Here is a 22,046-nt window from a genome sequence, read left to right on the forward strand (position 1 = left end):
TGCACATTTTTTCATGGCGCTGTGCGGGATCATCCACAGGCGCGCCGGGCGGCGCGCTCTGCCTCGCGGGTTTGCCGTCAGTGGCATTCGACGCGGTTACGGCCGTTCTGCTTGGCCCGGTACAAGGCGCTGTCACTGCGGGAGAGGGCGACCTCGGCGGAACTGTCGCCGGATTCCAGGACGGCGACGCCGATGCTGATGGTCAGCGGTATGCGCTGGCCTGCGTGCATCAGCGGCTGGTCGGCGAGTTGCTGCTGCAGGCGCTGGGCGAACACCTCGGCACTGCCGAGGTCGGCGTCGCCCAGCACCACGGCGAATTCTTCTCCGCCCATGCGGCCGGCGAAGTCGACGCGACGGATGGCCCGGGCCAGGATGCCGGCGAAGTGGCGCAGCGCTTCATCACCCACGGCATGGCCCCAACGGTCGTTGATCGCCTTGAAGTGGTCGATGTCGCACATCAGGATTGCCGCGCTGCGCTCCACGCTTCGCTGCACGCGGCCCAGTTCGGCCTCGATCAGGTGCATGAAGTGGCCACGGTTGGGCAACTGGGTGAGGTAGTCGGTCGTCGCCAGCAGTTGCAGCTCGGCTTCGATGCGCTTGCGTTCGGTGATGTCGGTGATGAAGCCGTGCCAGATCAGGCTGCCATCCTCTATCCGCTTGGGGTGTGCATTGCCTTGCCGCCAGAACACTCCGCGTTCGGGAATCATCACGCGGTACTCGTGGCGCCAGGGCTGCATCTGGAGGGCGGAGGTCTCCAGGGATGCCAGGCAGGCGTCCAGGTCTTCCGGGTGGATCACCTGGCGCAGGAAGCTGGAGTCACTGCGAACCTCTTCGGGCAATACACCATAGATGTCCAGCACGCCGGCGCTGACGTAGGGGAAGGTGCCGGTGCCGTCAGGCAAACGACGGAACTGGAAGACCATGCCGGGGATTTCGTTGGTCAGGTCGGTGAGCAATTGCACGCTTTCGCGCAGTTGTTCGGCGACCTCGCGCAGGGCGGTGATGTCGGTGGTGGTGCCGAGCATGCGCAGGGCATTGCCGGCGGCATCGCGCTCCACCACCTTGCCGCGGCTGCAGACCCAGAGGTAGTGGCCGTCCTTGTGCTGCAGCCGGTGTTCCACTTCATAGGATTCGGTACGGCCCTCGAAGTGGTCGCGCATGGCGGTTTGCACATAGTCGAGGTCGTCCGGGTGGATGCGGGTATAGGCATCCTCGATGCAACTGCCGATTTCGTCGTCGGCGTAGCCCAGCAGTGATTTCCAGGCGCTGGAGTAATGTATCTGGCCGGTGGTTACGTGGCGGTCCCAGATCCCGGTGCCGCTGCCGTCAACCGCCAGGGCCATGCGCCGCTCGCTTTCCCGCTGCGGCGCGCCGGCACGTCCGAGCAGGGCTTCGCCCAGATCCAGCACGTCCGCCAGCAGGGCTTGCTGGTCCTGGCTGAGCGCTCTGTCGCCATTGCCAAGCAGCAGCAGTCGGGCCCGTGGAAAGCCTTCCTCGTCGCGCAGTGTTTCGCTGGAGAGCAGGTGCAGCTCGCGGCCGTGCTGGTGCAGGGGCGTGGCGGCGGCATCGAGGGAAAGCAGGGTGGTCAGGGAGAGGGCAACGGCGCTCTCGATGCCGAGGTGGCCGAGCAACTGGCCGTGCATGTCGATGAGCAGGACGGCGCAATCGCCACCCGCGTGGCGGGCGAGACGTAGCAGACCGTCGTATCGCCCGTGCTCCTTTACCCCAGGTTTACTGGAAGTTCGCATCCGATAGCAGCTTCTTCAACGGAGGATGGGCGTGGTTCTGGATTGAGTCGCGTGCCGGACATGCGGCACGCGGACGCAGGTGGCTTTATGAAATCACGGCAGTTGAGCGGCCACAATGTCCGCTGGCGACAAGAGCGACGAACGCGCTCGCCCGCCGGGCCTGCGGCGGGCGAGGGGCGGTGTCAGTTGATCAACTGGTCGATCAGCACGGCGTTGGTGTAGATCAGGCTGCCATCACTGGCCCGGTGGCCCACCAGGTGGAATTGCCCACGGTGTTCCACTCCGCCCAGGTACACGCGGAACATGCAGTCCGCCAGCGGCCCGTAGCCTTCGGGCATGTGCAGATCGAGGGTGTCGAGGTCGGCATCGACCATCATTTCCCGCTGGCCGTTCTCCTGCAGGTAGACCTCGGCCTGTTCGAGGTGCAGGCGGTCCTGGTCGGTCAGGTAGAAGCGGATGTCTTCCAGCGGCGTGGGTTTCTGCTCGGCGGTGGTCTTGCACCAGCCTTCGAGGGTCATTGCGCTCATGGTGAGGTGCCTCCGGGGTTCGCGTGAGGATTACCACGCTGTCGGAGAGTTGGACCGCCGCGCCGTTGGATTCGATCATTTTTTGTTCAGGCGGTTTGCCGAGCGATAGTAGCGGGCATAAAAAAAGCCGCTCCAGAGGAGCGGCTCGAAGGACGTCGAAGGAGCAATCACAATATCAACGTCAGGAGTTGTCTTCCGCAGGGAAAATGCGGAAGCGGGAAGATGGGGTCATTCTAGAAAGTTGCAGCCGCGGGATAAATCGTCATTCCGGGAAGAGACTTTCTGTACGGGCGTAATAATCTCACCCGAACGTGGGGCGAACATTCAGACGAATCCGAAAGTTGCCCCGCGCAATTATCGTGGCAAATATCCGGGTCGATTACAGGATCGACAGCGGATATTCGACGATCAGGCGCATCTCGTTGTTGTCCGCCTCGCCCTGGTCGGCATTGGCGCGGTGGAACGCCTGGCGCAGGCGGAAGGACAGGTCCTTCGCCGGGCCGCCCTGGACCACGTACTTGGCTTCCAGGTCGGTCTCGTGGTGGCTGCCGTCCTCACCGTACAGACCGGCGTAGGCGCCATCCGCGTCGGCGTGGCTGCCGTCGATGCCGGTACCGTTGATGTAGCGGGCCATGAAGCTCAGGCCCGGCACGCCGTAGGTGTCCATCGCCAGGTCGTAGCGGACCTGCCAGGAGCGCTCGCCCGGACCGTTGAAGTCGGAGTACTGCACGGAGTTGGCGAGGAATACCGAGTCACCGGTGGCGCCGGCGCCGTCGTCGCCGAAGCCCACGTAGTCGAACGGCGTATCGCCGTGCACTTTCTGGTAAGCCAGGGTGACAGTGTGTGCCTGCAGGAAGGAGTAGGCGGCTGCCAGCGACCAGGTGGTGTTGCTGATCTCGCCGGCCTCTGCCCGGCCTTCGTCGTTGGTGCGGTAGATGTTGAAGTCGAAGGCCAGCGACTGGTCATCGGCGACCGGCAGCACCCAGTTCAGGTTGCCGTAGTACTGGCGCCAGATGTCCTTGAACTCGGAGCCGTACAGCGAAACGCTCAGGTTGTCGTTGATCGCGTACTTGCCGCCGAGGAAGTCGACGTCGCTGGTTTCACGTACCGCGTAGGCCGCCCACAGGCCTCCGTCGCGGGCAGTGGTGACCGGGCTGGTGCCAGAGGTGAAGTGCCCGGCTTCCAGGTCCAGGCCTTCGATCTCGCTGCTCAGCAGGTTGAAGCCCGAAGCGGTCTGCGGGATCAGGCGGGTGCCGCCGGCGGCGAACACCGGAGCGGTCGGCTGCATGTCACCGAATTTCAGCTCGGTCTTGGAGATGCGCACCTTCAGCGCGCCACCGGCCTTGCCGTAGTCGTCGTCCGGCTTGCCGTCGTTGCCTACCGGCAGGTTACCGGTGCCCGCGCGGCCGCGGCCGGCGTCGAGCTTGATGCCCAGGTAGCCGAAGGCATCCACGCCGAAGCCGACGGTGCCCTGGGTGTAGCCGGAGGAGAAGTTGGCCAGGAAGCCCTGGGTCCAGTCGCGGTTGTCGGCGAAGCCGTTCTTGCCGTCGTGGTCGTAGTACTGGTTGCGCAGCATGACGTCGAGCTTGGCGTCCTCGACGAGGCCCTTGGCATCGGCCTGATCGGTGACGAAGGGCTCGGCAGCGGCGAACTGGCTGGCGGCGGCGGAAACAGCGAGCACGATGGCGCTGCGTTTAAGGTGCTTCATGGATATTGCCCCTAGAGTCTTGGAGGACCGGCTCGATTAATAGCGTGAGAGCCGGACGTTTTTATAGGCAGGCACAATGAGTCCGAACATGGATTAACCACGGCGGAAAATCGCAGGAAGTTGCGTTGGCATTGTTGCAGCTAACTGGCTTTTAATTCCCCCGCGAATTGCTCCAGACGCGGAAGAGCCGACGTCATAATGCCCAAAGAGTTCGCCGTTTAAATCACGGATTATGAGAAGGTCTATATCCTGAATTGTAATAATCAGGACTTTTGTCGAGTTGACACAACAGCTTCGCAAGTTTTATCGGGACTGGGCATTTCACTGTTTCCGGGGGCTGCGGGCACGGTGACATGGCGCGTGGCGGGGCGATACGGCTAAGCTGCGCGACCCGGCCGCCACACCTGGTGCGGCGACGTGCCCCATTCATCGACAGCAGAGATTTGTCCCATGACGCCTACCTTCATCCCCGACGCGGACCCCGAATCCATTTCCTCCGACGTCGCCGGCTTCGGCGGCCTGCTGGTTTCCACGCAGATCCCCACCCTTGAGGACGGCAGCCTGGAGCTGGGCGACATCAAGGCCCAGAGCGAAGCTACCCTGCGCAGCCTGCAACTCGCCCTGGAAAAGGCCGGCAGCGGCCTGGACCACGTACTGCACCTGACCATCTACCTCACCAGCATGGCCGATCGCGCCGCGTTCAACGAGGTGTACTGCAGCTTCTTCGCCAAACCCTACCCGGTGCGCGCCGCCGTGGGTATCGCCGAACTGGCAGTGGAGGGCATGAAGGTCGAGGTTACCGCCATCGCTGCAAAGCGCGCGGGCTGATCGTCCTGCCTCTCCAGGCATGGGCCGCCTTGCGGCCCTTTCCCTTTCCCGCCGCTGTGACATCGGCAGCGTTCCCCGCTCCAGATCCCCGCTGCTTGTATTGCTTTGTATCTGCCGCTCTCTGAGCGGACACACGCATACAAAAGCCTCCAGTCGCCGATACGCCCGCGATACATCGTTGCGGCGAAATAGCCCTACCCGAACGACACACCGCGACGGCAGGGAAAACCCTCCAGAGCATCGTTCCAGGGATTCGCCCTTGCGGCATGACCCGGCGCCCAGCGCGCCATTGCATCTGGAGAAGCACCATGACTCGACTCTCGAAATCCCAGCTTGGCCTGATCGCCGTTGCCCTGGCCGGCGGCCTGAACATGGCGTCCTCCGCCTTCGCCGTCGAAGCCCTGCCGCAGGGCTACCAGCTGGCCTCCGCCGCCAAGGCCGGGGAGGGCAAGTGTGGCGAGGGCAAGTGCGGCGCCGCCAAGCAAACCAAGGCCAGCCAGACCGAAGGCAAGTGCGGCGAAGGCAAATGCGGCGCCGACGGCGCCCAGGCCAAGGCCACCGGCGCCGAGGGCAAGTGCGGTGAAGGTAAATGTGGTGACGCCTCCTTCGCCCGTACCGATGCCGACCACGACGGCCGCGTCTCCCGCGCCGAATTGCTGGCCGTGGCGCCCAAGGCCAACGCCGAGTTCGATGCCATCGATGCCAACCACGACGGCTACCTCTCCGAAGCCGAGGTCTACCAGTTCCGCAAGAACCAGTTCGACTCCAACGGCAAGCCGTTCCCGGCCGACCTTTACAGCAAGCTGAGCCAGGCCAGGAACTGACATTCCCGCAGACCTCCCCGCGCCCCAGGCCGGGGAGGGCACTTCGCCCAGGAGACCGCCATGACCACTTCTCTCAATGGAGCCGGCCTCGGCCTGCGCCGCGCCCTGCTGCCCGACCTGCTGACAATGGACGACCGCGCCGTGGATTTCCTCGAAGTCGCCCCGGACAACTGGATCGGTGTCGGCGGCACCTATGGCGAAGGCCTGGCGCGCCTGGCCGAACGCTTCCCGCTGTCCTGCCACGGCCTGTCGCTGTCCCTCGGCGGCCCGGAGCCTCTGGACCACGTGTTCCTGCACCGTGTCCGCGAGTTCCTCGACCAGCACCATGTGCCGCTGTTCAGCGAACACCTGAGCTACTGCTCCGACGATGGCCACCTCTACGACCTGATTCCGATGCCCTTCACCGACGAAGCGGTGCAGCACATCGCCGGGCGCATCCGTGAAGTGCAGGACATCCTTGGCCGCCGCATCGCCGTGGAAAACATCTCCTACTACGCCGCGCCCTACCAGGCGCTGAGCGAAATCGACTTCCTGCGCGCCGTGCTGAGCGAGGCCGACTGCGACCTGCTGCTGGACGTCAACAACCTCTACGTCAATGCCCACAACCACGGCTACGACGCCGCCAGCTTCCTGGCCCGCGTGCCGGCGGATCGTGTCGTCTGCCTACACGTCGCCGGGCATTACGACGAGGCGCCGGACCTTAAGGTCGACACCCACGGCGCAGCGGTGAAGGATGATGTCTGGACCTTGCTGGCCAGCGCCTACCAGCATCTGGGCACCGTCCCGACCCTGCTGGAACGCGACTTCAACCTGCCGCCGCTCGCCGAATTGCTCGGCGAGGTGGACTACATCCGCCGCCTGCAAAGTACCGTTCGCCAGCCGGAGGTGCGCCATGGCTGAGTCCCTGCGCGAACAGCAGTTGCGCATGACCCGCTTCATCCGCGACCCGCAGGCCAATGAACCGCCGCCCGGCATCGAGGCGCGGCGCCTGGCGGTGTACCGGCAACTGTTCTTCGGCAACCTGCAATCGCTGCTGGCCGGCAACTTCCCGGTGCTGCAGGCCAGCCTCGCGCACGAGCATTGGCAAGCGCTGACCGAGGATTTCTACGCCGGCTTCCGTTGCCAGACGCCGCTCTTCACGGAGGTTGCCGGCGAGTTCGTCGACTACCTCGAAAGCCGCGGCGAGCAGCCCGGCTGGGTGGCCGAGCTGGCCCACTACGAATGGATCGAGACCGCGCTGCTGCTCAGCGACAAGGCCGAACCGGCCCACGATCCGGACGGCGACCTGCTCGATGGCGTACCGCAGCTCTCCAGCCTCGCGCTGCCGCTGGCCTACGTCTGGCCGGTCAGCCACATCGGCCCGGAGCATATCCCGCTGCAAGCCCCGACCGAGCCGACACTGCTGCTGGCACGCCGCGGCGCGGACCTGAAGGTGCACTTCTCGCGCCTGGCCCCGCTGGCCCATGCGCTGCTGGTGTCGCTGCAGCAATGGCAACTGACAGGTCGCGAACACCTGAAGGCGCTGGCGGAAATCGCCGGCATCGAACTGGCCGCCATCGAAGAGCAGGGCATCGCCCTGCTGCGCAGCCTGAAAGAGCAAGGCGTGGTGATCGGCACCCGCCCCAACTGCACCACACCGCGTCGTCCCCACTTGGCCCGCACTGAAGGAGAAGCGTCATGACCGATACCCTGGCAAGCGTGATCTACACCGCCCACACCCACACTACCGGAGGTCGCGACGGTCGCGGCCAGACTGTCGACGCTGACCTGGATCTGCCCCTGAGCCCGCCTGGTTCCGGCCGCCCCGGCACCAACCCCGAGCAGCTGTTCGCCATTGGCTGGTCCGCCTGCTTCATCGGTGCCCTGCGCCGCGCCGGGCAGAAACTGAACGTGCGCCTGCCAGCCGATGTGGCGGTGGACGCCGAAGTCTCCCTGGGCAACACCGCCGACGGCGGTTTCGCCCTGGCTGCCCAGCTCACCGTGCACCTGCCGGGGCTGCAGGCCGAGGACAAGGCGAAGCTGGTCGATGAGGCTCACCAGATCTGCCCATACTCCAAGGCGACTCGCGGCAATATCGAGGTTGGGTTCGTGATTCCCTGATCTGATTGTTATCCACAGCCCAGCCCGCGTACCGTCATCGGTGCGCGGGCTTTTTCTTTTCTGTAGGAGCGAGCTTGCTCGCGAACCGGCCTGGCTGCAGACCAGCCGGGGAAATCCGTTCGCGAGCATCCTCTCGCCTATGAGCGTTCCGGGGACTCGGTATCACTGTCCAGAGCGACCGAGAGCGCCTGGAATCCCAAACACAACTGCACGTCATCCAGCGCTCCGTCGCAGATGCTGACCCTGACGAACTGCGGAACTGCAGCGTGACCGACAGCAAAGGATTCCGCGGTCGCGATGCGGTAGTGCTTGGCCGCCAAGTCGCTTTCCACGTCCGAGGCGCGCCATGGCTCGGGCACCTGGATCCAGAAATGCGGGCTCCTGGAGTGAGTTCGGTAGTTCAATCCTTCCAGCAACTGCGTCACCAGTGCCTTGCGGCGAGCGATCTCGGCGGCTTGCTGCTGCAGCAGAATCTGCGCGGTGCCGTCATCGATCCAGCGGGTGGCCAACTCCAGGGGGAGGGGAGTAGCCATCCAGCAGGAGCCTCGCAGCGCTGCTGCCAGCCGGCTCACCATCGCTACGGGGGCGTGCAGGTACCCAACGCGAAGGCCGGCGGCGACCGCCTTGCTCATGCCGCCAATCAGAATGCTTCGCTCGGGGACGAAGTGACTCAAGGGCGCGGGCCGATCTTCCAGCAGGACCGCATGGGTTTCGTCCTCGATGATCAGCAGGTTGTGCTCCCGGCAGATGGTCGCGATGGCCTGCCGACGTTCCGTGGGCAGGATGGAGGTCGTGGGATTTTGCAGAGTGGGGGTGCAATACAGGGCAGTAACTCGGTGCATTCGGCAGAGTTCGTCCAGCGAGTGCGGTAGCAATCCGTCGTCGTCCATCGTCGCCGCCAGAAGACGAATACCCAGCAGCCGCGCTGCACTGATCAGGCCAGGGTAGGTGAGAGGTTCGGTCACCAGGGTGTCGCCGGGCCGCAGCAGCGCCATCAGCGTACAAAGCAAGGCGTGCTGGCTGCCGTTGGTGCACAGCACCTGCTCAGGGTGAGCGCGGAAACCATGGCTGGAAAGCCACTTCGCCCCGGCAGCACGGAAGCGCGGCAGGCCGACCTCCGGCGTGTAGGTCATCAGCTCTCCCAGCGTGCTCACATCCTGTGCAAGGATCATCAGGCTCTGTGCCAGCAGGCTGGTCTCGGCCCCAGGGATGTGCAGGTTGCGGCTCATGTCGTAGAACGCCGGGGACTCAGCGACATTGCGGTAACCCTCATCTCGCTTGCGCTCCAGACCACGCTGGCGAACGAAAGTCCCATCGCCCACCCTTGGCACTACCAGGCCCATGCGCTCGAGTTCGGCGTAGGCGCGGCTCACGGTGCCCACGGTGACATTGAGTTTGTAGGCCAGAATGCGTTGGGGAGTGAGCTTGCTGCCGGCTGCGAGGGAGCCATCGAGAATGCATAACTCCAAGGCTGACGCGAGGCGTTTGTATTTTGTGCCGCGCCCCGATTCCAGTGCGTGGCGGAGAATTGACACGGTGTCAATATAGGTTTTGACAGTCATTTCACAGGCCAATAGCTTCGGATTGAACGGGTTCATTGTAGTAACAAGAACCCATCCATAGCGCTATCTGGAGCTGCTGTCATGACCATTTCCGCTTCCCAGGAACTCACTCCTATTGCCCGGAAGAGTTGGCTGGCAGGTGCCGTGACGGCCGCGCTGTTCCTGACTGTCTGCCTCAGTTGGGGCACGACCTGGCTGGGTATCCGCATCGCCGTTGAAACGGTGCCACCGCTGACGGCATCCGGTCTGCGCTTCCTGATTGCCTTTCCATTGTTCCTGGCATTCGCCCGGATGCGCGGTGATGCGATTGTCTTCCCTCGACAAAGCCGGGGCTTCTTCATTTTCGTCACGCTTTGCTACTTCGGTGTGCCGTACTTCCTCCTCAACTACGGCGAGACCCTGGTTTCCTCAGGGCTGACAGCGCTGCTGTTCAGTTGCATGCCCGTCTTCATCCTGATCTTCTCGGCGATATTCCTGCGAGAAAGGATTCAGACACTCCAGGTGATCGGCATCGCCATCGGCTTTGCCAGCCTGTACATGATTCTTCGTGAGCAGGGCCTGGGTTTCGAACACCAGGGTTTCATTGGTGTGCTGGCCATCCTTGCCGCCGCGCTGATGCATGCCCTGTGTTATGTGGTGACCAAGCAGAGAGGCTCGGCGATCAGCGTCGTTACCTACAACACTCTGCCCATCGGCATTGCCGGGTTGGCGCTGTTCGTCCTCGGATTGCTGGTGGAGCAGCCGTCGTTTTCGCAGATATCCGCCAGGTCCTGGTGGGCGCTGACATACCTCGGGCTGTGCGCCTCGGTGGGTGGTTTCCTCGTCTACTTCTTCTTGTTGAAACGACTGAGCCCTGTGGTCCTGTCCTTTGTGTTCATCATTTTCCCTGTTTTTGCGGTGATCATCGGGGCTTGGTACGAGGGGCAAGCGATTTCCACCCGCCTGGCGCTCTATTCGCTGCTGTTATTGCTGGGTTTTGCCATCACCAAGTTGCCTCTGGCGTCGCTGTTTGCGCGCAAGTAATGGGGGCGTCTGCTGCGGAAGCGACAAGGGAAAGGCAAACCTGCCTTTCCCTTGTCCGAAGCCAGGGTCAGCTGTGCGAGCGATACAGCCGGCGGATCATTCCATCCACACTCAGCGCTCCCGCACCTTTCAACAGCAGCGGCAGCAGTGCGACCAGGTAGATCAGCGGCAGCTTGTAGTTGCCGAAGCCGTGGTCGGTGATCGAATAGCCCTGGGCGAGCTCGGACAAGGTCGACCACTGCGCCGGCCAGTGCACCGCGGCGATGGCGACGAGGGTGACGACGATCAGCGACGCGGACGCGAAGCGCGTGGCCACGCCGAGCAGGAGCAGGATCGGCGCGATCAGTTCGGCCCACATCGATACCTGCCAGTCGAAGCCGGCGGAGAAGTGGTTGAAGGGGAAGGGGAAGCTGGCGTGGATCTGTTCGAACCAGTTGTCGCCATGCCATTTCTCCAGGCCTGATTCGAAGAACTCCCAGGCCAGGAACAGCCGCAGGGGAATGTCCCAGCCCCAGGCGGCGAGGCGGTCGAGTTGGTCGAGGACGGTCTTGATCGGGTTCAGGGTCAGCAGGGTCATGGTGCACCTCTTGGGCAAGGTCGTGGGCAAGGCTTGGGTGGGCGGCAATAGCCCGGTCGTCGATGAAGTCGAAGCTCAGGCGTTCGGCAGCGCGGGGCGCGCGCTACGGCGCAGGTGCACGGCCAGCTTGGCGACGAGCTTGAAGGCGATGGCGCTGAAGATCAGGCCGAAGCCCAGCGGGTACCAGGAGCCCATCGGCAGGCGCTTGTAGAAGGAGAGCAGGAACACCCCGGCGATCACCCAGGTGCCGGTGCTGTGCAGCAGTTTCCAGGTACGGGCGCCGAGCAGTCTCGCTGCGTAGGGGAAAGACGTGAGGGTCAGCAGGATGATGAAGACATAGCCGACGGAGCCGGGGATGTTCGCGGCGGCGCTGCGGCCGTGCCAGAAGGTCTCGGGGAAGAATTTCACATAGAGGATGATCAGCACCGCGTGCACGGCGTGGGAGAAGGCGAAGGCCAGCCCGAGGAAGCGTCGCTCACGCAGCAGGCCGCGGGTGAACCCGCTCGGTACCACTGCCATCAGGGACGAGGCGAGAAAGGTGGCGAGGAAGAGCGCGAAGGACGTGCGGGCGGTGACACGGATCGCACTGCGCAGGGCTTCGACCCATTGCGGTTGGCTCCACAGGGCCAATGCGGTGGCGAGCAGCACCAGGGCGGACAGCAGGGAGAACAGGCGCCAGCCATGCAGGCTGGCGTTTTCGGCGGGACGGATCATGGCAGGCTCCTTTGGGGAACGCGGCGGGCGGGTTGCCGCCGCTGTTCGTGGAGCCATCTTGGCGACGGGCCTTATACCGGATGTGTCCGGGGAAGGCCGTCTTGTATCTCTGTGTACACCTCGCTCAAGCGCAGCCTCAGCTGGCGGGGCGCAACTCCAGCTGCGCGCACAGCCCGCCCGTGGCGCGGTTGGACAGGCTCAGCGTGCCGCCCAGGGCCTGGCTCAGTTGCTGGGCAATCGCCAGCCCCAGGCCGGTGCCGCCGGTGCCGCGGTTGCGCGAGCTTTCCACCCGGTAGAAGGGTTTCAACACCTCGGCGAGTTCCTCCTCGGGGATGCCGGGGCCGTCGTCGAGCACACGGATATACACGACACCCTGGGCATCGCGTTCGACTTGCACCTGGGCGGCGCCGCCGAACTTCAGTGCGTTGTCCACCAGGTTGGTGAGCACCCGGCGCAGCGCGTGGGGGCGGGTTTCCAGCACAACGTTGCTGCTGCCTTGAAGCTCCACGGCCTGGCCGCTGTCCTGGTAGTCGAGGACGAGGCTGTCGAGGAATGAATCGAAGTCGACCTTGACCGCCGCCTCGCTGGCGCCGTCCATGCTGCGTGCGTAGGCCACGCCTTCGCGGACCAGGTGCTGCATCTCTTCGAGGTCGCTCCACAGGCGCTCGCGCTCGGGCGAGTCGTCCATCTGCTCGACGCGCAGCTTCATCCGCGTGATGGGCGTCTGCAGGTCATGGGAAATGGCCGCCAGCAGTTGCATGCGCTCCTTGAGGTACGCGCTGATACGACCTTGCAGCGCGTTGAAGGCGCGGGCGGCGTAGGCGACTTCGCTGGGACCGCGCTCGTCCAGTTCGGGCGCGGGGGCGTCCGGATCGAGGTGGTCCACGGCCTGGGCCAGCCGCGTCAGCGGGCGAATCGCCAGGCGCACGGCAAGCCAGGTGCAGAACAGCAGCAATGCCAGCTGGACGATCAGTACCCAGGGCAGCCATTGCGCCACGGGCACGCCCTTGGGCGTCACGTCGATGGTCAGCGGCATGCCGTCGGCCAGTTTCAGGTGTACCTGGAAGTGCGGGATGGAGCCGGGGATGTTCTCGAAGCGCAGCCCGTAGCGTGGGCCAATGGCGTCGGCGATGGAGGTCGCCGCCATGGGCGCCTGCGCCATGTTCATCGGCTCGCCGGGCTGGCCGCCATCCAGGCGGTAGCGGTAGTTGGGCCGCTGCACCATGGGCAGCCAGCGCTCGCGCTCGTCCAGCGGCAGGCGATCGAGCAGGGCGACGGCGGTGCTGACGTCGGTTTCCAGGTTGCCCAGCATCATGCTGCGCGCGCTCTGGTAGCGCTCGTAGAACTGCGAGCAGAACGACAGGCTGTAGGCGAACACCAGCCCGGCGAGGAAGATCAGCGCCAGGCGCGCGGCCAGTGTGCGTGGCCAGTGCAGGACGGATTTCATGCGTTGGGCTCGAGCAGTTCGACGGCCAGGGCGAAGACGTAGCCTTCGCTGCGCACCGTCTTGATGTAGGCGGGTTCGCGGGCGTCATCCAGCAGGCGCTGGCGCAGGCGGCTGACCAGCAGGTCGATGGAGCGATCGAAGATGTCCGCCTCGCGGCCTTGCGTGAGGTTCAGCAATTGCTCGCGGCTGAGCACACGCTGCGGATGATCGACGAACACGCGCAGCAGGCGGTACTCGGCGCCGCTCAGGGCGACCAGGGTGCCGTCTTCATCGAGCAGGTGGCGCGCGGTGGTGTCCAGCTTCCAGCGGCCGAAGCCGATCAGCCGGCTCGCCTCGCTGACCTGCAGGTTCGGCGGCAGCATGCGCGTGCGGCGCAGCACAGCGTTGATTCGTGCCAGCAGTTCACGGGCGGAGAAGGGCTTGGTGAGGTAGTCGTCGGCGCCCATCTCCAGGCCGATGATGCGGTCGGTCTCGTCGTTGCGCGCGGTGAGCATCAGCACCGGTGTGGACTTGTGCTTGCCCACGCGCAGCTCGCGGCACAGCTTCAGGCCGTCGTCGCCGGGCATCATGATGTCGAGCACGATCAGGTCGACCGAGTTGGCGTCGAGGAAGGCGCGCATCTGCCGGCCATCCGCCGCCAGGCTCACGCGCAGGCCGTTCTTCTTCAGGTAGTTGCCGACCAACTCGCGGATCTCGCGGTCGTCGTCGACGATCAGTACGTGATCGACATGGTCCATGCCGGTGCCTCATTCACAGTGGGTTGAGGCGAGTTTATAGCGCAGCGCCACGCTTGCCTGCCGTGCTTTGTATTCCACTGTATCCAGGCCGGCCTCCGATACCCGGCGCAGCAAACCAAGGGCCTGCGCGACACAAGCCCGATACCTCCTGAACGTGAAATGGGCACCAACGGCGAGGCACACAGCCCTCGCCGGCCAAACCCGACACAGGACAGGAGAACCCCCATGAAAGCCATCCAGCTCGCCAACGCTTGCCTCTTCGCTTCCCTCGCCGCTTTCGCCAGCTTCGGCGCCCAGGCTGCCGACACGCAGCCCGTTGAGCAGTATCACTACGGCCAGAAACTGGACGTGAAGAAGGTCGTTGCTATCCAGGAAGAGGCGGCGTCGCCCTTTGACTGCGGCATCGTCAACGCCCGCATGGATTACCTGGATTCCCACGGCCAGCCGCACAGCCTGGCCTACCGCAAGTTCGCCACCGACTGCAACGAAGGCGGCTGATTCCCCCGAGCCGCAGCCACGGATGGCCGCGGCGTTTTTTCCCGCTGTTCACTCCAGAAAAAGCCCACGGGCCGGCGGCCCATCGAGGTTTCCATGCTGCTCATCGCCTTTTTCGGCGGGGCGCTGACCCTGCTCAGCCCCTGCATCCTTCCCGTGCTTCCATTGTTGTTGCAGCGTGCCGGCGGCCCGGCGTGGTCGCCGTGGGTCACGCTGCTCGGCCTGGCCAGCGGCTTCGCCGTGCTGGCGAGCCTGGCGACCGTCTCCAGCAATTGGGTGATTGCCGCCAGCGAATGGGGCCGGTGGTTTGCGCTGGTGCTGCTCTCGGTCTCTGCACTGGCGCTGCTCTGGCCGCGCTTCAGCGATTGGCTGGCGCGCCCCTGGGCCTGGATCGGTGATCGTCTGCACGGTGAAGCCCGGCGCATGCCGCCGACGTTCTCCGCGTGGGTGATGGGCTTTGCCGCCGGCCTGCTGTGGGCGCCCTGCGCCGGCCCGGTGCTGGGGCTGATTCTCTCCGGCGCCATGCTGCAAGGCCCGAGCGCGCAGACCAGTTTGCTGCTGTTTGCCTACGGTCTGGGCAGTGCCACGGTGCTCGGTATCGTGCTTTTCGCCGGGCGCCGGCTGATGCAGCAGCTGCGGCCGCGCATGGGCGTCATCGAGGGTCTGCGCCGCGCCACTGGTGTACTCGCCCTGCTGGCCGTGGTCGGCATCGCCAGCGGCACCAGCGCCCAACTGGCTTCCGGCGGTTCGTCCAGGCTGGTGAACAGCCTGGAACGCAAGGTCATCGACGGCGTGCCCGCGCTGATCAGCCAACTGATGCCCGGCGACCTGGCCCACGGCGCCGAACGCCTGCCCGACCTCGGCCCGGCTCCCGAACTGCAAGGCGCGGTGGAGTGGATCAACAGCCCCGAACTGAGCCTGCGCGACCTGCGCGGCAAGGTGGTGCTGATCGACTTCTGGACCTACGACTGCATCAACTGCCAGCACAGCCTGCCGTATGTAAACGCCTGGGCGAAGAAGTACGCCGACCAGGGCCTGGTGGTGATCGGCGTGCATACCCCGGAGTACCCCTTCGAACGCGTACCCGCCAACGTTCGCGAAGCGGTGAAACAGCACGATATCCACTACCCCGTGGCGCTGGATAACCAGTACCGGATCTGGAACGCCTTCGCCAACCAGTACTGGCCGGCGCACTATTTCATCGATGCCCAGGGACGCGTGCGCCATCTGTCGGTCGGGGAGGGTGGGTACGAGGAACAGGAGCAGGTGATTCAGGCGTTGCTGAAGGAGAGGGATAGAGTGAAGGCGGGGGCATGAGCAAGTGACGGGGCGGGGACGGGACTGTCCCTCATTTCCCGCTGCTGGCGGGAATTGCCTGCAACTCGACACCCAGCGCGCGCATGACCTTCATGACCGTCTCGAAGCGCGGCTTGGCTCCGGGCGCAAAGACCTTGTACAGGCTCTCCCGGCCCAGTCCCGAGTCATTGGCGATCTTGGTCATGCCGCGCGCCTTGGCAATGTTGCCGATGGCGAGTAGCAGCTCATCGGTATCGCCGTCAGACAGGACCTGGGACAGGTATTCGGCAATGACCTCCTCATTGTCGAGGTGGTGGCTAGTGTCGAAGTCGCTCAGTTCAATGGCCATTCAATTGCTCCCGCCAGTTGCTGCGCCAGCTTGATATCGCGCTGCTGGGATGTTTTGTCGCCGCCACACAGCAACAGGATCGGCACGTCGCCACGGCGCCTGAAGTAGACGCAATAGCCAGGGCCGACATCCAGTCGGATTTCCGAGACACCGATGCCCATCGAGCGGATGTCGCCGAAATGACCGGACCGGATACGGTCCAGCCGACGCAGGATTACGACTTTCCCGCGGGGGCGCGGAGCTCAGAAAGCCAGTGATCAAACTGGGCAGTTTGCTTTAGCTGATAGGTCATGCTGCACCTGTATCCAGTAGGATACAGGTGTGCCAGCGAGCCCGCACCTGAAATATTCGCCGACCACCATGAAAGTTCTGAGCCGGGTGTAGGACGGCGGAGCGATCGACTGCCTGTCAGCCCTCTACCTGATTGCGCCCCTGCTTCTTCGCCTCATACAACGCCGCATCCGCCTGCTGCACCAGCATCTCGGCGGAGCATTCCGAACTCGGTACCGCAGCTACGACGCCGATGCTCACGCTCACCCGCCCCAACGGCGACAGCTCGTGGGGCAGGGCGAGTGCTTCCACCGCTTGCAGCAACTTGTTCGCCATGCCGCGCACGCCGGCGAGGTCGGTCATCGGCGCGAGGAAAACGAACTCCTCGCCGCCATAGCGTGCCACCAGGTCGGTGGAGCGGTTGACCGTGGCCGCCAGCGTCCGGGCAATGTCGCGCAGGCAGGCGTCGCCGGCAGGGTGGCCGTAGTGGTCGTTGTAGCGCTTGAACCAGTCCACATCGATGATCGCCAGGGCCAGAGCCTCACCGGAGCGACGTGCGTGGTCCCATTCATGCTCCAGTAGCTGGTCGAAGCGGCGCCGGTTGGCAATGCCGGTGAGGGCATCGGTCAGGCTCATGGCCTCCAGCTGGTTGTTCAGCTCGCGCAGTTCATCGGTGCGCTCGGCGACGCGCAGTTCCAGCTCGTGCTCGGAGCTGCGCAGGTTATCCACAAGCTGTTGCTGGGTACGGATCAATTCCTCCTGCACCCTGGCCTTCTCCCGGCGCATGACGTTGAAGCGGTCGGCGAGGGCGAAGGCCAGCACGATCATCTCCATCGCCGAGCCCAGTTGCAGGCCGTCCACGGTAAACAGGTTGGTCGGCACGATGCCCATGGCGCGCAGCGAGGTCATCGCCCCGCCCAGCATCAGCAGCGCGAAGGCCGCGAGGAAGAAGAACGCGCTGCGCTGGCGCTTGAAGGCGGCAACGCCGGCACCGATGAGCAGGATCACCGCCGTGGCGAAGTTCAGCAGGATGCCGGCGCGGGAGAAATACGGCAGCGCCAGCGCATAGGCGACGGGGCTGAGCAGATAGGCCAGGATCATCCCGCGCAGTACCCGGTCCAGGCGCGGCAGTATCCGCTCGAACTGCATCATCCGGCGGGCGAACAGCAGCAGCGCGGCCAGGGCCATCGACACGCCGGAGTAGTAGACCTCGTTGGAGTTGAGCGGCTCGCCGAAGATCGACCAGTCCGGGGCGAGGCCGTTCTTGATCGCCAGCGCCCCGGCCGTGCAGCTCACGAAGACCACGTACAGCAGGTAGATCGGGTCGCGCAGGGCGAACAGCAGCATCAGGTTGAACAGGATCATTGCCACCGCGATGCCGAAGTACCAGGCCTTGCCCGTGTAGTCGTCGCGTTCGTAGATGGAGAACGCCTTCACCGGCCACAACTGCAGCGGCACCAGCAGGCCGATGCTCGACTCGACCCGCAGGTACAGCACCTGTTCGGAGTGCGCGGGCAGGTTCAGCGGAAAGACGAAGTTGCGGTTCGGGTAGACCTTGCTGCTCTGCGGGACGTCGCTGCCGGTATTGATCGTCCTGACGCTGCCATCTGCCTGCGGGATGTTCATCTGCACATGGGAGATACGCGGGTTCTCCACCACCAGCAGGCGCTGCAACGGGGCATCGCCGGGATTGCTCAGCTGCAACTTCAGCCAGAAGGCCGAGCGGGTAAAACCCATCGCCAGCGCACTGCCGGGTGGCTGATCGGCCTTGAAAAGGGCTTGCTGCGCGGAGGATTGCACGTCCGCCAGCGTCAGACTGCGGCTCGGGTCTTCGAGGACGGAGACATAGGCGGTCAGCGTCAGGGGCCGGGTGGTGACGCTCGCGGCATCGACCACCTGGGCAGCCCAGGCGGGATGGACCAATAGAAGGAGTAGGGTGAGCAGGAGCCAGGACAGCGATTGCCGGTGCGGGGCGGAGGCGGGCATACGGCAGGATCCGGGCTGTAGGGATGCCGAGGATTCTACAAGAGCCGGTTTGGCGGCGCCAAAAGCACAAAAGCCCCCGGCGACTCACGCTGCCGGGGGCTTTTGCTGGGGATTCTGGAGCGGGCGAAGGGAATCGAACCCTTTAGGCCAGAATTCCAGAGCGTCTCAATGCGTGTCGTTTACCGCTTTTTTGTGGTCGCTGTGGCTCGATTCGTTTCTTTTCGGTGCGTTTATTTCGACACTTTTTCGACATGTTTCATTAGGTGCTTATAAATTGGTGAGTGGTTAATTTATTTTGTGTATTTATGGATGCAGTTATTAATTGTGTAGTTGATGCTATTTAGTTCTATGTCGCACTGAAGGGCGATGCTCGTGAGTTTATATGAATTGGCAATTTCTTTAATCGTCTTTATGCGCTCTTCGACTTGAAATAGACGTTGGGCATGCATTTCGGCGATAATGTTTATTGCCTCTAGGTTTGGTGCTCTTATTTGATCGAATTGGCTGAGTTGTGAGGTTGCATTGTTCTTTACGTTGATGTTGGTTTCAAGTTCAAAGGTCAAGGCTTGGGCAGGTATACTATTTTCGTTTATAATTTTCTGTTTAAAAGTCGCAGTGTCATATCGGTGTGGATTGGCTATTTTGTCTAGCATGTAGTCCTCAAGATATTGACTTTTCTTTATGTATGAGGCTATCGTGCTATTGAATTTTGGATGGCTTATTGCAAAGTTAATGGCGTCTACGATGGTCATTATCTCTACATTGGCTTGCTTTTTTGCAAGCTTTACTGTTTTTTTAAGCCAGTCAAAAGTGTGCTGTTGGTGTATTGCTACGGTGTCAGGAGTTTCTGAGATTTTTATTTCGCCTGGTAGTGCTGGGCGAATTGCGTTTCCTACTAAATGTAGGTGCGGGTTGTTCTCAAATTGACCAGGATGGCAGTAATCGGGGTTACTAACGAGCTCTAGCCCGACGCTGGAGTATGCTTGAGCCACTAGTCTTGAACAGAACTGTGCGTTGGAGCGGGCCCGCTGATCTGTTCCATGCAGAGATGCTGCCCGAATAGCTTCGGGAATTGAGTAGATGGAACCTGAAAGATTCAGTGCAAACTGGCAAGCCATCAGTGACTGCTGAGGGGTGATGTTTATGGGGCGAAATACTGCCGACTCGCCCATTAGGAAAAGTTTCCGTTGGGGGTTGGTAGTAAAAACGCCGCCACCGTCGGCATGTACAATGGTTTTCTCAGTGTACAGCATGGCGTGGGAATAATTGCTCGCTGTCGCTTTTTGAATTCCTATGCTCTGCTTGCTAGAGTTCTTCGATAGAATTATGTCTCCAGGCATCAGGGTTGGGATGTCATAGGTATACAAGACGGGGGCGTTAACTTTTTGCAGGTTTTGCATCAGTGGTTCCTAAGGATGAATATCAGCTGTGTGAATCGGTACACGAGGCTGTAGCTGTTTATCGAGAAGGTCAGGTGCTGTCTTTGGCGATAAATTCTTATAAGGTTCTATCTTCAAGAGATATCTCTCTGTGCTATCTAGCGGCAAGGTCTCCGATGGTGAGTTGATATTTCTATATCGTGACGATTTCCGCGCAGAAGACATGCAGGCGATACTTTTATTTTTGTTTTGATATTTTTGGGTTCGTTTCAGAAGGCTACTCTGTGGCCTCTTCGAAACGCGAGGTGTTTTCATTAAATATGTGTGCTGAAATATAGCTTTAGCTAGGCACAAGCCAGCGTATTTCGTTCTTTTGGGAGGGAAGGGAATTTTTTGATCGGCCATATAGATGGCCGGGGGGGTGAGGCTGAGGTCGATAGTATTTGCTGCAAGTACCCTGCTAGGGCTTTGGTGCTTGCGCTTGAGATGCTGCGGGGCATCGTCCCAATCTGCTTTCATCTGCACTCAGTCCTTTGAGTTGTGCTGCACTGTCATTGTGCCAGTAGATAGTCCTACTTTCTGAAGGGATAGGGAAGGGACTCACGTGACTCGGCAATGCCAGGATTGTGAGTAGGCCACGCCGTCGATGAACTCAATGCCGGTGATCACCAGCGCGTTGGTCGCCATACCGTGGATCTGTACGTCGTGCAGCGTTGGCAGAATCGACCCGCTAGGACTGGTTTTGAGGATTTCGGCGATCAAGGTGGGGCGATTGAGTGGCGAGGTTGAGGCCATCCGCACCCATACGTCTCCCCTTAGTACAGGGGCTTTGTCGAAGCCAGCGCGTCCAAGGGCTTTGCCATAGCGGCGCATGCGGCGAATATCAAATTGCATTGTCAAATACTGTTCAAATAAACAGTATTTTTGCTGGCGCTTGGCTTGTCGGCAATCGTCACTGATCGGATTGCCGCGCTAACCACATCCTTTGCTGAACCAGCGCAGTGCCACCTTTCTGGTTAGCTCTATCCCGCGCTGGGTGTGGCTAATTTGGCATCAGCCTCCTCATAGCCAGGGGCAACCTGGCCGCGGGCAGGGTCTACCTCGCCTTTCAGAAGCCAGAGCTCGTACTGAGGGAATGCCTTCAGTAGCTCTTCTAAGTCTTCGATTCGCGCCTTTACTTTGCGGTTGGTCGCGACGGTCTGCCACCGCTGTCTCTCCGAAATAGCAGTGCTCTCGGCTAATTTTGTCGCGCCGATAAACCTTACAAGTGTTCTAACCCGCTCTTCTATCATTCCAAACGGCTCTAAGAGCTGATAAATAATTTATTGATGAATTATTTATCAGTGCTAGGATTGGCTTGTGATAAATAATTTATTAGGGCGCTTCGTCCTAATGGAACGAATAGTGACGGAACGAGCATGGAACTGGAAGAGCTGAACCCCAGCGCCCTGGTAGGGCCGCAGCAAGATCTGGAGCGCATTGAAAAGTGGGCTGACCGAAACGGCATCAGCTACGGCATTGCCCGAGCGTGGGTATACCGGGGCATTCTGCCTTCCGTGAAGCTCGGCAAGCTGCGCGTGGTGAACAGTGCATTGCTCCGCGCCTGGCTGCTGGAACAGGAGTGGACGGCATGAGCGACGGAATGGGAGAACGACTGTGAGCAAGGAAAAGTGGAATCTGGACCTGTGCGGCATTGCCCTCTTCGCTGAGATGTGTGGCGTGACGTACGACGAAGCGGCCCAGTGGGCGGAAGACGGCACAGTCCCCAGTATCCAAATGGGGTGCTTCCGCATGATCAACCTTGCCCGTTTCCGCGACGATATGGACCGCGGCAAAACCATCTTCAGAGCAGGGGGTTACGGCGATGACTAACTCTCCCATCACCTTGGATGCTCAGAGCGCAGTGCGCTACCTGGGGCAGACCGTACTGATGGAAATGGTGTGGGACGAAGAGCCAGAGCCGATCTGGCGCTGGGTTCGCGTTGTCGGTGTCGTCCTGCCTGCGGAAGGGCTGCGCGGCGGTCCGCACTTTCTCACTCTCAAGCTCGGCGCGGACAAAGCATTCGCGGATGAAGCCTTCTGGGAAAACATCCGCACGATTCGGGTGATGCGGTACCGCGACCGGCAAGGTTCCGGCAACGTACTGGGCCGCGTCACCCACCCTGACGACTCGCGCTCAAGGGCCGCGCTCCCGGCTCGTCGGAACAGCCCCACCGTTCCGTCGAACGGAAGCACGGGCGCAGCGAACCCTTGAACGCATGCCCCTCATCAGCCTCGGCCGGTGAGTGTGGGGCAGCTTTTCCGCCCCGCGCTCCCGAGCCCTCGGCGGCAAGAGCGGGATGACAAGGGCAGCGCCCTTGGTGTGTTGGTGGCGTCAGCCATCAACGGAATTGATAGCTCGGAACGCCTCTTCAAAACCTCGAATGTCGTTCCGTCACTATTCGTTCCAATGCGTCTAGGACGGGCTTTCAGCCAT

At 62.3% G+C, this 22,046-nt stretch carries 24 protein-coding genes; 11 read left to right on the plus strand and 13 right to left on the minus strand.

Annotated features, from left to right (window positions below):
* Positions 1–77: 77 nt before the first annotated feature.
* From PNI01S_RS11995 to PNI01S_RS12005, 3 genes are all read right to left on the minus strand, one after another.
* Entirely contained in the window at positions 78–1,748 is a 1,671-nt protein-coding gene (locus PNI01S_RS11995) for a sensor domain-containing diguanylate cyclase (RefSeq protein WP_084358311.1), read from the minus strand.
* A gap of 182 nt (positions 1,749–1,930) precedes the next feature.
* Positions 1,931–2,275, minus strand: coding sequence for a hypothetical protein (locus tag PNI01S_RS12000; RefSeq protein WP_037008260.1), 345 nt, complete (start codon positions 2,273–2,275; stop codon positions 1,931–1,933).
* 379 nt (positions 2,276–2,654) lie between these two features.
* On the minus strand, positions 2,655–3,983 hold the full coding sequence (locus tag PNI01S_RS12005) for an OprD family porin (RefSeq protein ID WP_084358312.1): 1,329 nt from the start codon (positions 3,981–3,983) through the stop codon (positions 2,655–2,657).
* Positions 3,984–4,433: 450 nt separating this feature from the next.
* On the opposite strand from PNI01S_RS12005, the gene PNI01S_RS12010 reads away from it, so the two are divergent.
* The 5 genes from PNI01S_RS12010 to PNI01S_RS12030 all read left to right on the plus strand — a co-directional run bounded on the left by PNI01S_RS12010 (position 4,434) and on the right by PNI01S_RS12030 (position 7,735).
* On the plus strand, positions 4,434–4,811 hold the full coding sequence (locus PNI01S_RS12010) for a RidA family protein (protein WP_024767555.1): 378 nt from the start codon (positions 4,434–4,436) through the stop codon (positions 4,809–4,811).
* 308 nt (positions 4,812–5,119) lie between these two features.
* Positions 5,120–5,635: an HvfA family oxazolone/thioamide-modified RiPP metallophore gene (locus PNI01S_RS12015; protein ID WP_024767556.1), complete on the plus strand. Its 516-nt coding sequence runs from the start codon at positions 5,120–5,122 to the stop codon at positions 5,633–5,635.
* A gap of 60 nt (positions 5,636–5,695) precedes the next feature.
* Positions 5,696–6,535 (plus strand): HvfB family MNIO-type RiPP peptide maturase, encoded by an 840-nt coding sequence (locus PNI01S_RS12020; RefSeq protein WP_084358313.1) that lies wholly within the window; start codon positions 5,696–5,698, stop codon positions 6,533–6,535.
* On the plus strand, positions 6,528–7,316 hold the full coding sequence (locus tag PNI01S_RS12025) for an HvfC family RiPP maturation protein (protein ID WP_084358314.1): 789 nt from the start codon (positions 6,528–6,530) through the stop codon (positions 7,314–7,316). Before PNI01S_RS12020 ends, PNI01S_RS12025 begins: the two co-directional genes overlap by 8 nt.
* A complete protein-coding gene (locus tag PNI01S_RS12030) occupies positions 7,313–7,735 on the plus strand; it encodes an organic hydroperoxide resistance protein (RefSeq protein ID WP_024767559.1) in 423 nt (140 codons plus the stop codon). The genes PNI01S_RS12025 and PNI01S_RS12030 overlap by 4 nt, the downstream gene beginning before the upstream one ends.
* 137 nt (positions 7,736–7,872) lie before the next feature.
* On the opposite strand, the gene PNI01S_RS12035 is transcribed toward PNI01S_RS12030, so the two are convergent.
* Positions 7,873–9,297, minus strand: a complete 1,425-nt coding sequence (locus PNI01S_RS12035; protein ID WP_084358345.1) for an aminotransferase-like domain-containing protein — start codon at positions 9,295–9,297, stop codon at positions 7,873–7,875.
* A gap of 81 nt (positions 9,298–9,378) precedes the next feature.
* On the opposite strand from PNI01S_RS12035, the gene PNI01S_RS12040 reads away from it, so the two are divergent.
* Positions 9,379–10,320, plus strand: a complete 942-nt coding sequence (locus tag PNI01S_RS12040) for a DMT family transporter (RefSeq protein ID WP_037011101.1) — start codon at positions 9,379–9,381, stop codon at positions 10,318–10,320.
* 67 nt (positions 10,321–10,387) lie between these two features.
* On the opposite strand, the gene PNI01S_RS12045 is transcribed toward PNI01S_RS12040, so the two are convergent.
* The 4 genes from PNI01S_RS12045 to PNI01S_RS12060 all read right to left on the minus strand — a co-directional run bounded on the left by PNI01S_RS12045 (position 10,388) and on the right by PNI01S_RS12060 (position 13,795).
* Positions 10,388–10,897 carry an HvfX family Cu-binding RiPP maturation protein gene (locus PNI01S_RS12045; protein ID WP_084358315.1) on the minus strand — a complete coding sequence of 170 codons (510 nt, stop codon included), beginning with the start codon at positions 10,895–10,897 and terminating at the stop codon, positions 10,388–10,390.
* Between the two features lie 75 nt (positions 10,898–10,972).
* Positions 10,973–11,611: a hypothetical protein gene (locus PNI01S_RS12050; protein WP_084358316.1), complete on the minus strand. Its 639-nt coding sequence runs from the start codon at positions 11,609–11,611 to the stop codon at positions 10,973–10,975.
* A gap of 136 nt (positions 11,612–11,747) precedes the next feature.
* Positions 11,748–13,058 (minus strand): ATP-binding protein, encoded by a 1,311-nt coding sequence (locus PNI01S_RS12055; RefSeq protein WP_084358317.1) that lies wholly within the window; start codon positions 13,056–13,058, stop codon positions 11,748–11,750.
* Positions 13,055–13,795, minus strand: a complete 741-nt coding sequence (locus PNI01S_RS12060; RefSeq protein WP_024767564.1) for a response regulator — start codon at positions 13,793–13,795, stop codon at positions 13,055–13,057. Before PNI01S_RS12060 ends, PNI01S_RS12055 begins: the two co-directional genes overlap by 4 nt.
* Before the next feature lie 225 nt (positions 13,796–14,020).
* Here PNI01S_RS12060 and PNI01S_RS12065 point away from each other — a divergent pair, with 225 nt between their 5' ends.
* Both PNI01S_RS12065 and PNI01S_RS12070 read left to right on the plus strand, forming a co-directional pair.
* Entirely contained in the window at positions 14,021–14,293 is a 273-nt protein-coding gene (locus PNI01S_RS12065; RefSeq protein WP_024767565.1) for a DUF2790 domain-containing protein, read from the plus strand.
* Between the two features lie 93 nt (positions 14,294–14,386).
* Positions 14,387–15,607 carry a cytochrome c biogenesis protein DipZ gene (locus tag PNI01S_RS12070; RefSeq protein WP_084358318.1) on the plus strand — a complete coding sequence of 407 codons (1,221 nt, stop codon included), beginning with the start codon at positions 14,387–14,389 and terminating at the stop codon, positions 15,605–15,607.
* 31 nt (positions 15,608–15,638) lie between these two features.
* On the opposite strand, the gene PNI01S_RS12075 is transcribed toward PNI01S_RS12070, so the two are convergent.
* The 5 genes from PNI01S_RS12075 to PNI01S_RS28320 form a co-directional block, all read right to left on the minus strand.
* On the minus strand, positions 15,639–15,935 hold the full coding sequence (locus PNI01S_RS12075; RefSeq protein ID WP_037011255.1) for an addiction module antidote protein: 297 nt from the start codon (positions 15,933–15,935) through the stop codon (positions 15,639–15,641).
* Positions 15,920–16,150, minus strand: a complete 231-nt coding sequence (locus PNI01S_RS12080) for a type II toxin-antitoxin system RelE/ParE family toxin (RefSeq protein ID WP_331274340.1) — start codon at positions 16,148–16,150, stop codon at positions 15,920–15,922. The genes PNI01S_RS12075 and PNI01S_RS12080 overlap by 16 nt, the downstream gene beginning before the upstream one ends.
* A gap of 193 nt (positions 16,151–16,343) precedes the next feature.
* Positions 16,344–18,191, minus strand: a complete 1,848-nt coding sequence (locus PNI01S_RS12085; RefSeq protein ID WP_084358319.1) for a sensor domain-containing diguanylate cyclase — start codon at positions 18,189–18,191, stop codon at positions 16,344–16,346.
* A 290-nt stretch (positions 18,192–18,481) separates the two neighbouring features.
* Positions 18,482–19,591, minus strand: a complete 1,110-nt coding sequence (locus PNI01S_RS12090) for a C40 family peptidase (RefSeq protein WP_084358320.1) — start codon at positions 19,589–19,591, stop codon at positions 18,482–18,484.
* Between the two features lie 579 nt (positions 19,592–20,170).
* Positions 20,171–20,464 carry a hypothetical protein gene (locus PNI01S_RS28320; RefSeq protein ID WP_126450698.1) on the minus strand — a complete coding sequence of 98 codons (294 nt, stop codon included), beginning with the start codon at positions 20,462–20,464 and terminating at the stop codon, positions 20,171–20,173.
* 524 nt (positions 20,465–20,988) lie between these two features.
* Here PNI01S_RS28320 and PNI01S_RS12100 point away from each other — a divergent pair.
* From PNI01S_RS12100 to PNI01S_RS12110, 3 genes are read left to right on the plus strand one after another with little or no spacing between them, the layout of a single operon-like run.
* Positions 20,989–21,204, plus strand: a complete 216-nt coding sequence (locus PNI01S_RS12100; protein WP_023084896.1) for a hypothetical protein — start codon at positions 20,989–20,991, stop codon at positions 21,202–21,204.
* 22 nt (positions 21,205–21,226) lie between these two features.
* Positions 21,227–21,442 (plus strand): hypothetical protein, encoded by a 216-nt coding sequence (locus PNI01S_RS12105; protein ID WP_034013006.1) that lies wholly within the window; start codon positions 21,227–21,229, stop codon positions 21,440–21,442.
* Positions 21,435–21,824 (plus strand): hypothetical protein, encoded by a 390-nt coding sequence (locus PNI01S_RS12110; protein ID WP_084358322.1) that lies wholly within the window; start codon positions 21,435–21,437, stop codon positions 21,822–21,824. Before PNI01S_RS12105 ends, PNI01S_RS12110 begins: the two co-directional genes overlap by 8 nt.
* Positions 21,825–22,046: the final 222 nt, after the last annotated feature.

The sequence above is a fragment of the Pseudomonas nitroreducens NBRC 12694 genome (assembly GCF_002091755.1).
GTDB classification, from domain to species: domain Bacteria; phylum Pseudomonadota; class Gammaproteobacteria; order Pseudomonadales; family Pseudomonadaceae; genus Pseudomonas; species Pseudomonas nitroreducens.